This is a genomic window from Enterococcus sp. DIV2449a (genome assembly GCF_051711225.1).
Lineage (GTDB): Bacteria > Bacillota > Bacilli > Lactobacillales > Enterococcaceae > Enterococcus_D > Enterococcus_D casseliflavus.
This window is the reverse complement of sequence record NZ_JBIOME010000001.1, coordinates 376773-389190: the sequence shown is the minus strand read 5'-3', so window position 1 is coordinate 389190 and position 12418 is coordinate 376773. Positions and strand designations below refer to the sequence as shown.

The window sequence follows — 12418 nt, the reverse complement described above, 5'->3', positions numbered from 1 at the left end:
ATCACGTCACTTACTGATCGTTTTATTTTTTTCCAGGTTCAGAGGCAATGACAGTCAATTCACCAACCAATTCCCATTTCTTGATCGGGTTTGGCAAAATGCAGCTCGTGCCCATTTTTAGTTCATAGGAATGACCGTCGATCATCAACTGCCCATACCCATCGATCACGGTCATCAAGGTATAATCGGCCTTTTGTGCCAAAGATAATTTCCCACGTACTTCCCATTCATACACATTGAAAAATGGCGTTTCAAGATAGGTAACGACTGCTGATTGTCCTTGTTTGACTTCACGGATCGATAATTCTGGCGTCCGTGCAGGAATCGTCGTCACATCGATTGATTGTTGGATATGCAGCTCCCGTGTTTGTCCTTGATCATCAGTACGATCATAGTCGTACACCCGATAAGTCGTATCCGAGCTTTGTTGGGTTTCTAAGATCATGATCCCTTTCCCAATGGCATGGATCGTTCCACTTGGCACGTAGAAGAAATCGCCTTTTTTCACAGGGACTTTTGTTAACAAATCATCCCAACGACCCGCTTCGATCATTTCCGCAAGTTCTTCTTTGGTTTGTGCGTGGTGGCCATAAATGATTTCCGCACCTGGTTCGGCATCAATAATGTACCAGCATTCCGTTTTCCCTAATTCCCCTTCATGGGCTAGCCCATACGTGTCATCAGGATGGACCTGAACGGATAGATCATCTTCCGCATCTAGAATTTTAATTAATAATGGAAAGACTGGTTCGTCTGAATGTCCAAACAGTTCTTGATGGTCTTGCCAAAGATCCGCCAATGTTTTGCCTTTAAACGGACCATTTTCAATGACGCTCACCCCATGAGGATGCGCACTGATCGCCCAATCTTCACCGATCTTGTCACTCGGTAAATCAAAACCAAAAACAGAATGCAGGCGACTGCCGCCCCAGATTTTTTCTTGAAAAACAGGTTTCATAAACAATGGTTCCATAATTGTTCCCCTCTCTAGTTGTTCGTGCATATTATAGCATGAATCCGCTTATTCGGCAGATTCTTTTAAGTAACATTGCAGGATTTCGTCACGATGACCCAAGTAGCTTTCTCGATGATCCACTGGATGGACCCGATTCGATAAGAAAATAAACGCTTTTTTGTTAGGGATATCTACTGCGAGAAACGTGCCTGTATAGCCTGTATGAAATAATTGGTACGGCGCACCCAATAAGTCCCAGCCATAGGTGCGGGGCTTTGTGCTTTCAGGCGTCTGCCTCTGAGCCAGCGCCTGCATCACTTTTTCTGAGAAAAACGGCGCACCTTGCTGCTGACCATTTGCCAATAACAGTTGAACGAACAGCGTCAAATCATCCACGGTAGAAAACAACCCGGCGTTGCCGGCATGGTTTCCCAGCACTCGTGCTTTTGGGTCATGGGTGATTCCTCTAAGGATACTGCCGTCTGGCTGCTGCTGGGTAGGCACGATCAATGGCAGCTGTGAAGGAGGAAAAGGCGGAAAGCCGCTGTTCTTCATGCCTAAAGGCGTCAAGACTTCTTCTTGAAAAATCTCGGTCACTGGTTTTTGATACAGCTCCTCCAATAAAAAGCCCAGCAAAATCGTCCCAGTATCCGTATAGTTGACCGTTTGACCGATCGTATCACTGCTTTCAAGCTGCAAATACGCCTTGCGCAAGGCAGCAGCATCCAACTGGTCTCGATGAGGAATCCACGTGTTGATGGCTGCCGTATGCGTCAGCAAGTGCTTGATCGTTACCCGATCGTCTTTAAACGCTGGCAACCAACGAGCAAGCGGCGCCTCCATCTCGATTTTTCCTTGATCCCACAATTTTAACAGAACACTCGTTGTACAAACGACTTTCGTCAATGAGGCTAAATCAAACAAATGATCTTTCGTCATAGGTTCGGTTTTCGGAAGAAGCGCTGCCTGTCCGAATATATGGGTCTCTTGGGTTTCACCAGCGATAAAACGCAGCACCGCTCCTGGGAAAACGGTCGGCATTTTTTCTTGAATGAGCTGTACTGTTTTTGGGTACATTGTCATCGTTCCATACTCGCTCCTTTCAGGCTTGTCTTGCTTCTAACTTTAGCACTTTTCGCCAATGAAAAAAACTACCCATTAAGGATAGTTTTCAGATTTTTTTCTAATCAGTATTACATAGATTACTCGTCGACTGGTGCAGCTTTTGCTTGCGCCTTTTGGATGATTCTCAAGTAACTGTAACACGCACATTGGCTACCTAGTCCCCCTACGATCAATCCCGCGAGTAAGGGATTGATCAAGACGAGCAGTAAAGCGAGGCCACTCAACAGCCCTAGCAACATCAGTGTCTGCAACGGTACCCAAAAGATGATGAAAAAGCTTTTGATCAAGGCGAGCCGCATGGGTGCCGCCAAATGCACACTGTCGCAGATAAAATACAGCAACCACACGAGTAAAATGATACTTAAAAACAAATAGCCGACAGCCAATAAGGGCAACTGAAAGGAATCGATTTGGCGATAAGAGCCTAACAGCAGCAAAGCGAGACTACCGAAAAAGAGGCCTGCGGCAAAACTGCGCCGATAATTTTCCCGATAGAGCCGCCAAAAGGTCCCTCCGATGGCCTGACGTGGTTCTTGATAGTACAACCAACGCCGCATGACCCCAAATAAAGCAAAGGTCGCTGGCAAAAGAATGCTAGGAAAACTAATGATCAAACCAACCAAAGAGAAAAGAAACTGACGAGGAGAGCTGGGGAAAATCAGCCCCAAAGCTAGCAATAGAACGGGCAGATTGAACAGTAACCAGTAGCCATTCAAAAGCAACATACTAGCTATCGCTTGACTGGCACCATACCAACGATACCATCGTTCATTTCCCATCAGTCCGCCTCCTTTCTCTAATCAGCTGATTTACCCTCTAGCGGGCTAAGTTTTGTAGATTTTGCTGCCATTTCTCTGTTTGATAATCCAGCAACTCTTGATAGCCCGCTGCTTGTGCTTGGGCTTCCGCCTCAGCAAAGATGGCACGCACTTCTTCATCGCTGTCAGCAAAGATCGCTGAAGCATTGGCTTCTTCAAAAATATCGTTGATCCGTTGCTGAATAATTCCTTCTGGTGAGTCTGGCATCGGGTTGATCGCCGCAAATTCCGTGTCGTCTTTTTGCGTATCCCAAGTGATGGCATGCTGCCATTTCGTTGCCCAGTTCATTTGATCTTCTGGAAGATTTAACTCAAATTTTGTTTTGGTATTGTCTAAAAAGGCGGAGTTGCCGTTCCATTGGAAACTTGATGTTGCTTGCTCAATCTCTGAAACGCCTGCACTGTCTTCTGCATAGGCATCCGTAAATTGCGTATAGCCTTCTTCGTCAAAGCCATCCCAATACTGGCCTTCTGGACCAAACATCAAGATCGATTGGCCCAACGGTCCAGTCAACCAGTCTAAGAAGGCAAAGACTTTTTCTGGGTCTTCTGCATTTCTAGTAATGACACTGACATTCCACCCTAGCATTTCATAGGAACCTGGGAAAATATTGTCAGGGTCTAGTCCTGGTTTTGCAATCGGCTCGATATAGAAATACCCCGCATCTGGATTTTGTTCTTGCAAGATGTAATGGGCATCGCGAGCATAGTTGGACGGGCTGGCAGCCGCATAGACAGCTACACGACCACTGGTTACTTTTTCTGCCACCATATCTGCATCTTGGGTCAAGGTATCTTGGGTCATCAAGCGCTCACGGTACAGTCTTGACGCATATTCAATCGATTCTACGTAGTTTTCATTGGCAAAGATCGAGGTCAATACGTCGCCTTCAGGAACAGCGCGAATGCGGATATCTGCTGGTGAACGCCCTTCTGCAAATGCGGAGTACAAGACATTGATCCCTTGTCCACTGACATCTGTTTCAAATGGAATGACATCAGGAAACTCTGTTTGAACTTCTTTCAAATACTCATAAAGATCCTCTGTTGTTTTCAATTCTGGCACTCCTAAAGCATCATGGATCTCTTTATTGACGACATAACCGGCATTCCCGAAAGGCTCCGAGCTATACCAGTTGGGAAACTGATAAAGTTTGCCGTCTTCTGAACGAAGCATGTTCAGGATGTCTTCTCCCGCCCATTCTTTCAAGTTTGGATACTTATCCAAGTAATCATCAAATGGCACTAAGGCACCCGCTTCTCGCAGCCGTTCCACATCCGACCCTCGATCAAGCCAAATAAAATCAGGTAGATCATCGCCAGCGATCATTGTGCTTAGCCGCTGTGCTGCATTCCCGCCACCATCGATTGCACGAATATCTACCTTGGTCAGTTCTTTGATAGCAGCAGTTGCTGGATCATCTCCCCAACGATCCATCGTGTACCAATCATAATTACCAAACATCGTGATCTCCAACGGTTCACTACCTAATTCAAAGACCTCCGAACTGTCACGGTCATTCGCTGCCGCCCCATCACTTTCTTTTGTCCCTGACTCACTGCCGCAAGCAGCCAGTAAGAGACTCATCGCAGTCACTGACAGCACGCTTTTTAATACCTTTGCTTTCATTCTTTTATCCCCTTTCAACGTTTCGTTCCTTCTCCCCTCTAATCAAGAGAGTTCCTCCTGCTCTGCTAATCTTTCAACGAGCCAATCAATACACCTTTTACAAAATACTTTTGGACAAACGGATAAACCATTACGATCGGCAAAGTCGCCACCATCATAATTGCCATTGATAAGGACTTGCCAGTGACACCAGTCATTTCCGCCAAACGTGCTGCTGAGCCAGAATCGATTTGACTCATTTGCGAACTCACCGTATTCGAATTCAAGACTCGTTGCAAAAAGGTCTGCAAGGGAATGAGATGATCTGAAGTAATGTAGATGCTTGGCATAAACCAATCATTCCAATGCCCAACGGCGGTAAATAGCGACAAAGTGGCAATGACTGGACCTGATAACGGCAAAATGATTCGGAAAAACGTGCCCCAATACCCACAACCATCAATTTTCGCTGAATCCTCCAATCCTTTCGGCAGTTGCTGAAAGAACGTACGGAAGATGATCATATTCCAAACACTGATCAGACCAGGAATGATCATTACCCAAAAAGAATCCATCAGTCCAAGTGAACGTACCACTAAAAAGGTTGGAATCAAGCCGCCGCTGAAGAACATCGTGAGGATGAAAAAAATCGTAATAAATTTTCGCCCCATCAGTTCTCTTTTTGACATTCCATATGCTGCCATCGCTGTCAGCATGATCGATGAAAACGTCCCGATCACTGTCCGTAAGACACTGATGAAAAAGGCATTCATCAAGCGCTGATCTTGAAAGACGATCTGATAGTTTTCCAACGTGAATTCTCTTGGCCAAAACGTGATCCCACCAGTCACCGTGTCACGTCCAGAATTAAAGGAAATCACCAGCGAATTCCAGAAGGGATAAAACGTCAAGAATGCAAGCGTTATCAAGAAGAGGTAAATAAAAATCATCATCGCTTGGTCGCCCCAATTTTTCTTCATTGTTCATTTCCTCCTCTGCTGATTACCATAAGCTGTGACCCACTTTGCGTGCGAAAAAGTTTGCTCCGCTCAAAAGAGTGACACTAATGACTGCTTTGAACAAACCAACAGCTGTTGCGTATGAATATTGAGAGTTGCTGATCCCTACCCGATACACATAGGTATCAATGACATCCGCCACATTTCTAAGAGCTGGATTGCTCCCCAGTAAAAGCAAATCTTCAAAGCCCGCATTCAATAAGTTGCCGATCTCCAAAATGAGAAAAATCGTAATGATTGGAACGATCGAAGGCAGAGTGATCAAAAAGACTTGCTGAAATTTCGTTGCGCCATCTAGTGATGCTGCTTCGTACAGTTGCGGATCGATCCCAGCAATGGCTGCCATATAGACGATCGAGCCAAAGCCAATCGATTTCCAAAGATTTGTCGTAACGATGATCGTCCAGAAATAGCGAGGGATCGATAAAAAGTTGATTGGTTCATCGATCAGGTTTAAACTCTCCAAAGCAATATTTAAGCTACCGTTATCCATCGATAAAATCGACATCGTAAATCCCGCCACGATCACCCATGATAAAAAGTGTGGGAGATAAGTAATCGTCTGCACCACACGCTTGAAGGCAACGTTCTTGACCTCGTTAAGCATCAATGCCAACAAAATCGGTGCTGGAAAACAAATAGCAATCTTTAGCACACTGATCATAATGGTATTCCGTAAAATTTCCCAAAAACGTGGTTCACTAAAAAAGCGCCGAAAATTATCAAAGCCGATCCATGGACTGCCTGTCATACCTTCAAAAATATTGTACTGTTGAAACGCCATCAAAATCCCGTACATTGGGATATAACTAAAAATGCCTACCAGTAAGATCGCAGGCAGTACCATCATCTGCAGATCCCACTGAGCAAAATATCGCTGTATCCACTTTTTTTCCATCACATCTACTCCTTGTCTTCCCAATTCCACCTTGTCGCACCCACAATAGAAACCGCATACAAAATAAACAACGAACAATCTCTGCGTCCAGAGCCATCGAATCTCGATTCTTTTTTATTATAAATTAAGAATAACCACAATTCAATATAATGTTTAGGTTTTTTGAATCATAATGGCTATTATATTAAGTTTTAAAACAAGTACCCAAACTATTAAATAACAAAACAAGAAAAATCAAATAGATTGGACCTGCTCTGCTAATACAGATAAACTACCGTTTTTTCAATGATTGGTCTTCAAATCGATGTAACAGGTTTTTGCACTCTTTCGTGCGAAATAAAAACAAAAGTTTCTTTTTTTGACAAAAAAAAGAAAAAGCAGAGAATCGTCCTCTCTGCTTTTTCTTTCATAACCTATTATTTTTTAACGATAAACCACCATTCGATACCGATCGCATCGTAGGTCGTCAACAACTTCCGTTTTTTGTCGATGAAGAACTCTTGGTTCTTCTCAGACAAGTGCTTTTCCAATGTATCGATATCTTCTTGACTGATGGAGATTTTCAAGAAGTCTAAGCCAAGCACCTCATGGGTCGGCAAATCGATCGTACCACCTTGTGCTTCAGTCAAGCCGACTTGGAAGTCACCATCATTGAGGATAAATTCCTTCGTTTCGGCTTCTTTTGTTTTCAAGCCTAAGCTTTCTTCTAAGAAAAGCTGCTCTTTGGCTAGATCACTGACGTTTAAATACAGCTTGCCAAAATGAGCTTCTTTTGATAAGCCAGCCGCTTTTGCAGGTGCCGCTTTGATCAATTCTGCTTCGTCTTTTGGTACCGCAGTTCCTGCGGGTGCTGTAAATAAGACTTCAATTTTGTTCCCTTCTGGATCAGCTATAATAAAGCCTAATTGATTCGCTTCATAACGAGCTTCTTCGAAAGCAATCGCTTTTTGTTGGGCATTGCTCGCGATAGTTGCCGCTTCTTCTAATGAGGATACGGCTAAGACGATGCGCTGCATTTTTTTGATCTCGCCGAAGTGATCGTTGGCACGCGGGCTTTCTTCCAACCATAAAACTTCTCTATCTAATCCTTTTAGACCAAAGATGGCCAATTCATTTTCTTCTCTTTTCAACTCAAAACCAAGTACATCCCGATAAAAGGCAATCGCTTGATCGCGGTCTTTTACCCGGATTGCAACAGTCAGCAACTTCGTACTGCTCCCCAATAAGAAATCTGTCATTGTTTCTCCCCCTACTTACATATGTACTCATTGTACTGATAAAACGAAATTCTAGCAAATGAAATCCCTACCTATTTTATTCTTTTTTTAGAGAAAATAAGAAGAAAAGCACAGAAAAGTCAGAATTTTGCATTTTTATGAGTAGAGAAGAGGCATTTGGGTGTTGCTAATGGCTTCAGCTACAGACAGCTGCGGCTGGACTTGCCGCGAGGATCTGGGTTCCTAAACGATCGATTCGATCGGTGATACAAACGGCAGCTACCCCTGCTTTCAAGGCTTTCTGCGCACTTTTTAGTTTTGGCAGCATGCCGCCTGTGACTACTTCTTCGGTGATCAAACGGGGGATCTCTTCAAAAGAAACAGCCGATAACCACTGGCTTTCTTGCTTGATCCCAGGGACATCCGTCAACAAATATAGTTTTTCGGCTTGTAAACTGGCAGCAACCTGACACGCTACTTCATCGGCATTGATGTTCAGCCATTGCCCCTCTGGGGTAATTCCTAGCGGTGCTAGGATCGGGACATGTTTTTTCTCTGTCAAGAGCTGCAGGAAAGCAGCGTTGATTTGTTGAACCTTCCCCACCTGTCCTAATTTTTCTTCATTAATGACTTCTCCTTGAATCAGTTGATCACAGCCAGCATTCAGTCCTACGGCATGGAACCCAGCTTGCTGGAAAGCGGTCGTGATCAGCGGTTGAACTTGTCCCAAAAGGACCATTCTAGTTACTTCAAGCGTCTGGGGGTCGGTCACCCGCAGGCCGTCTTTGATCGTGACTGTCAACGCCATTTTCTCCATCATTTCTGAGATGTAGTGACCGCCGCCATGGACGATGACTACTTTTTTGCCCGCAGCTTGCCAGTCTGCTATCGTCTCAAAGAATGACGGGGTTAAATTGTCTGAGGCGACACCGCCGATTTTTACTACGATCGTTTCCATCTACTCGCTCCTTTTTGTCTAGTACCTGATTTCTTTCAGGTATGATATAGTGCGTTGATTTTCACATAGTCATACGTCAGATCACAGCCCCAAGCGGTGCCAACGCCTGTCCCTTCTTTCAGCTCGACAGCGACTTTGACTTCATTTTCCGCCAACTGTTCTTGCATGATGGTTTCGTCAAAAGCTACCGGTGTCCCTTGGACAAAGACGGGAATGTCGGCTAATGCAATCGATACCGTTGCTGGGTCGATCGGCTGCCCACTATAGCCCACTGCACATAAGATACGCCCCCAGTTCGGGTCTTTGCCAAAGAGGGCTGTTTTGACCAGTGGCGAACCAACGATGGTTTTGCTGATCATTCGGGCTGCTTCATCGGTCACAGCTCCACTCGTGTGAGCTTCGATCAATTTGCTGGCGCCTTCTCCGTCCTTTGCAACTGCTTTGGCTAGTGCGGTCAGAACTGCTTTGAGCATCCCTTTAAACTCATGATAAGCTGGCGTGTCAGCTTCAATCGTTGGATTTTTGGCTAACCCGTTGGCTAAAACTAACACCATATCATTGGTGGATGTATCGCCATCGACCGTGATTTGATTGAAGGTAACGTCGGTTAATTCTTTCAGCAGTGCTTGCAAGAGTGCTGGAGCGATCGCCGCATCCGTCGTAACAAAGGCCAGCATCGTAGCCATATTGGGATGGATCATACCAGACCCTTTGGCACAGCCCGCAACAGTCACCGTTTTGTCAGCGATCGTTGATTGGATGACACTGCTTTTTTCAGTCAGATCCGTCGTCAAAATCGCTCTTTGAAATCGGTGGGCATCCCCTTGCCTGTTTAGTTGCTGAATCCCTGCAGTGATTTTTTCCATCGGTAAGCTCTTACCAATGATCCCGGTGGAGGCTACCGCAAAGGCTTCGGGACTCGTATGCAGCTGGGCTGCTGCCAATTCTGCCATCTCTTGTGCATCTTTTAAACCTTGCTCCCCGGTACAAGCATTGGCATTGCCCGCATTGACGATCACGCCTTGCAAGGTGCCTGCTTGCATTTTTTCCTTTGTAACGAGAATGGGTGCCGCTTGTACTTGATTGGTGGTAAAGACTGCCGCAGCACTGGCTGGCACTTCAGAGACGATCCAACCAAGATCGACTTTCTCTTTCTTCAGACCGCAATGCAGACCATCGGCAAAAAAACCTTTGGGGGTTGCGATCGTTCCTTCGATTTCTTTCATTTTCTTTCCTCCTACTGCCACCTTTTTGCGGATTTCCCACTGGCTGACACGAGTATCCTCACGCGTCTGTTGGCTATTTTATGGATATAACGGTGCTTGCATAAGACCAGTCGTTTCTGGTATCTTTGCCCATCGATTGAAGTTTTGGATCGCTTGGCCAGCAGCCCCTTTGCCTAAATTATCGATCACTGCGACAACGGTCAACACTTGGGTCAGCGGATTGAAACATATGCCAATGTCACAAAAATTCGTTCCCGTCACTTGCCGCAGCTCGGGCAGCTTTCCTAACGGTTGCACTCGGACAAACGGATGGTCTTGATACGTTTTTACGTACTGCTCATAGATGTCCTCTTGCGAAATCGCGTCTTTGATAGGCGCATAAAGCGTCATAAAGATCCCTCTTTTGACAGGCAGTAAGCTGGTAGAAAATTGGATCGGCGGCATTGCCTGATCCCATTGCTGAAACTGCTGCATGATCTCAGGAATATGCTGATGCTGATTTGGCTTATACATCGTCATGTTATCCGCAGCGGTTGCAAAGTGACTGCTGTCCGTCAATTTCTTACCAGCACCCGACAAACCCGACTTGCCATCAAAAATCAACGTACCGCTGAATAGTTTTTGCTGAACCAACGGCGCAGCAGCTAAAATGGCAGCAGTCGCATAACAGCCTGGATTGGCGATCAAATTGCCAGGAGTCGTTGCAAACTCAGGCAGCGAATAGGTCGCTTGTGCCAACAACTCGGCAGGTGCAGCTTCTTGGTGATACCATTTTTGATAGCTATCCCGATCCTTCAATCGCAGATCACCAGAAAGGTCAATCACTGGAAAGTCATTTGCGACAAAAGTCGCTGCGAGTTCTTTGCTGATTCCAGCAGGAGTCGCAAAAAACACGAGTTGATTTTCCTTTTGGATTTTTTCTGCATCAAAAGGTTCGATCAGCCGCTCTGTCAGTCCAATTAAATGAGGATACAAAACAGATGAATTTTCATGCATAGAATGACTATGCAAGGTGCCCACCTCCAATTGGGGATGTTGCTGGATCAAACGAATCAATTCAATTCCGGTATACCCTGTTACACCAACGATTGCTGCCTTCAAACACGTCACTCCTCAAAAGAATTTACTTAAGATTATAAGAAACTCCCATCGCTCTGTCAATGATTATTTATAAAAATATTCAAAATAAATTCGCTATTATTCGGTTTTTATAAGAAAAAAAGCCCAAAAATCTATTTTTATGCAATTATGCTAAGACAGCTTGCAAAATCGCCAAGGCTGCTGTCGTTTCCTCTTGCGAGATCGTTAAGGGCGGCAGCAAGCGCAAAACCTTGGTTCCCGCTTTTAATGCGAGGAGGCCTTGGTTCCGCAGTTGGGTCAACACGGATTGCAAGCTTTCCGAATCGGCTAATTCGATACCGATCATCAATCCTTTCCCACGAATCGCCTGCACCTTAGATAGTCCTTGCAATCCGTCGAGAAACTGCTGCTGGCGCAATTGAACATTGACTTGAATGTCCTCTTCTTGCAACACACTGCAAACGGCACTAGCAGCAGCCATCGCTAATTTATTGCCACCAAAGGTCGAACCGTGACTACCGGGTCCAAAAGCCGTTTGCAAATGGCTTTTGCCTAGCATCGCTCCGACAGGGATCCCGTTACCAAGCCCTTTTGCTACGGTAAAAAGATCAGGTTCAATGCCATATCCTTCAAAAGCAAACAGTGTTCCTGTCCGTCCCATCCCGGTTTGGATCTCATCCACCACCAGTAGTACCCCCAACTCCTGACAAAGGGCTGCCACCGCTTGGACCCACGCCACCTCAGCAGGGATCACACCGCCTTCGCCTTGGATCAATTCTAAAAACACGGCTGCCGTCTGCTCATCTAAAACGGCTTGCAATGCCTCAAGGTCATTAAAGGGTACATACACCATCTCTGGTACTAACGGTCCAAACCCATCATGGATACTACTTTGCCCAGTCAAAGACATCGCCCCAAAGGTCCGACCATGGAAAGATTGTTCAAAACTAATGACTTTGCTGCGGCCAGTCGCTTTGCGAGCCAACTTTAAAGCAGCTTCGTTCGCCTCAGCGCCACTATTGCAAAAATAAGCCAGATACGGCTCGTCTGAAGCGCTCTTTTGATTTTGGGTCAGCTTTTGGGCAACTTCTTCTTGCAACTGGCTGTCATACAAATTCGGCACATGCCAAATCTGCTCTGCTTGTGTCATCAATGCGGCTTGCACTTTGGGATGCCCATAACCGAGATTAACGACCCCGATGCCGCTTGTTAAATCTAAATATTGGTTGCCTTGCGAATCTACCACATAGCTGCCGTTGCCTTGCTGGATATCGATGGGTAAACGGCTGTAATTAGGAAAAAGATGACTCATTGGTTTCACTCCTTGTCTTGGATTATTCGAAATTATGTATTAATATACATTTTAATCCAGTTAATTGCAATAAATATTTAAATTAAAGCGATAAAAATTCATAAAAAAAAGAAAGCAGTGACAATCACTGCTTTCTTTCAGTCAACCTTTGGCGGTCTGTTTATCATCATTTGGGGAAGAATTTCTTTCATTACAAACAGT

At 45.2% G+C, this 12418-nt stretch carries 11 protein-coding genes; all 11 read right to left on the bottom strand.

Translation table 11 applies throughout. The features are described 5' to 3' along the window. Positions 1 to 22: 22 nt before the first annotated feature. On the bottom strand, positions 23 to 976 hold the full coding sequence (gene manA / locus IGI76_RS01865; protein WP_176257035.1) for a mannose-6-phosphate isomerase, class I: 954 nt from the start codon (positions 974 to 976) through the stop codon (positions 23 to 25). 45 nt (positions 977 to 1021) lie between these two features. Then, a complete protein-coding gene (locus tag IGI76_RS01860; RefSeq protein ID WP_333718903.1) occupies positions 1022 to 2038 on the bottom strand; it encodes a serine hydrolase domain-containing protein in 1017 nt (338 codons plus the stop codon). Between the two features lie 119 nt (positions 2039 to 2157). Beyond that, positions 2158 to 2859, bottom strand: coding sequence for a DUF624 domain-containing protein (locus IGI76_RS01855; protein ID WP_438780951.1), 702 nt, complete (start codon positions 2857 to 2859; stop codon positions 2158 to 2160). Positions 2860 to 2896: 37 nt separating this feature from the next. Further along, positions 2897 to 4528, bottom strand: a complete 1632-nt coding sequence (locus tag IGI76_RS01850) for an extracellular solute-binding protein (protein ID WP_333718901.1) — start codon at positions 4526 to 4528, stop codon at positions 2897 to 2899. 65 nt (positions 4529 to 4593) lie between these two features. Continuing rightward, positions 4594 to 5487 (bottom strand): carbohydrate ABC transporter permease, encoded by an 894-nt coding sequence (locus tag IGI76_RS01845; protein ID WP_005227226.1) that lies wholly within the window; start codon positions 5485 to 5487, stop codon positions 4594 to 4596. A gap of 22 nt (positions 5488 to 5509) precedes the next feature. Beyond that, complete coding sequence (locus IGI76_RS01840; protein ID WP_050759610.1) at positions 5510 to 6424, bottom strand: ABC transporter permease; 915 nt, start codon at positions 6422 to 6424, stop codon at positions 5510 to 5512. 416 nt (positions 6425 to 6840) lie between these two features. Next, positions 6841 to 7662 carry a VOC family protein gene (locus tag IGI76_RS01835; RefSeq protein ID WP_015508862.1) on the bottom strand — a complete coding sequence of 274 codons (822 nt, stop codon included), beginning with the start codon at positions 7660 to 7662 and terminating at the stop codon, positions 6841 to 6843. 175 nt (positions 7663 to 7837) lie between these two features. Further along, entirely contained in the window at positions 7838 to 8599 is a 762-nt protein-coding gene (gene argB, locus IGI76_RS01830) for an acetylglutamate kinase (protein ID WP_086294469.1), read from the bottom strand. A 35-nt stretch (positions 8600 to 8634) separates the two neighbouring features. Beyond that, positions 8635 to 9825 (bottom strand): bifunctional glutamate N-acetyltransferase/amino-acid acetyltransferase ArgJ, encoded by a 1191-nt coding sequence (argJ, locus tag IGI76_RS01825; protein ID WP_086294468.1) that lies wholly within the window; start codon positions 9823 to 9825, stop codon positions 8635 to 8637. A gap of 78 nt (positions 9826 to 9903) precedes the next feature. Beyond that, the gene (gene argC, locus IGI76_RS01820) at positions 9904 to 10926 is read right to left on the bottom strand and encodes an N-acetyl-gamma-glutamyl-phosphate reductase (RefSeq protein ID WP_015508859.1); all 1023 of its coding nucleotides are present in this window, start codon (positions 10924 to 10926) and stop codon (positions 9904 to 9906) included. A gap of 145 nt (positions 10927 to 11071) precedes the next feature. After that, on the bottom strand, positions 11072 to 12217 hold the full coding sequence (locus IGI76_RS01815) for an acetylornithine transaminase (protein ID WP_201691167.1): 1146 nt from the start codon (positions 12215 to 12217) through the stop codon (positions 11072 to 11074). Positions 12218 to 12418 lie beyond the last annotated feature (201 nt).

Coding starts and splice junctions, on each gene's coding strand:
- IGI76_RS01855 (WP_438780951.1), bottom strand. CDS start 2,859: ATGGGAAATGAACGATGGTATCGTTGGTATGGTGCCAGTCAAGCGATA.
- IGI76_RS01860 (WP_333718903.1), bottom strand. CDS start 2,038: ATGACAATGTACCCAAAAACAGTACAGCTCATTCAAGAAAAAATGCCG.
- IGI76_RS01840 (WP_050759610.1), bottom strand. CDS start 6,424: ATGGAAAAAAAGTGGATACAGCGATATTTTGCTCAGTGGGATCTGCAG.
- IGI76_RS01815 (WP_201691167.1), bottom strand. CDS start 12,217: ATGAGTCATCTTTTTCCTAATTACAGCCGTTTACCCATCGATATCCAG.
- IGI76_RS01845 (WP_005227226.1), bottom strand. CDS start 5,487: ATGAAGAAAAATTGGGGCGACCAAGCGATGATGATTTTTATTTACCTC.
- argB (WP_086294469.1), bottom strand. CDS start 8,599: ATGGAAACGATCGTAGTAAAAATCGGCGGTGTCGCCTCAGACAATTTA.
- argJ (WP_086294468.1), bottom strand. CDS start 9,825: ATGAAAGAAATCGAAGGAACGATCGCAACCCCCAAAGGTTTTTTTGCC.
- IGI76_RS01850 (WP_333718901.1), bottom strand. CDS start 4,528: ATGAAAGCAAAGGTATTAAAAAGCGTGCTGTCAGTGACTGCGATGAGT.
- IGI76_RS01835 (WP_015508862.1), bottom strand. CDS start 7,662: ATGACAGATTTCTTATTGGGGAGCAGTACGAAGTTGCTGACTGTTGCA.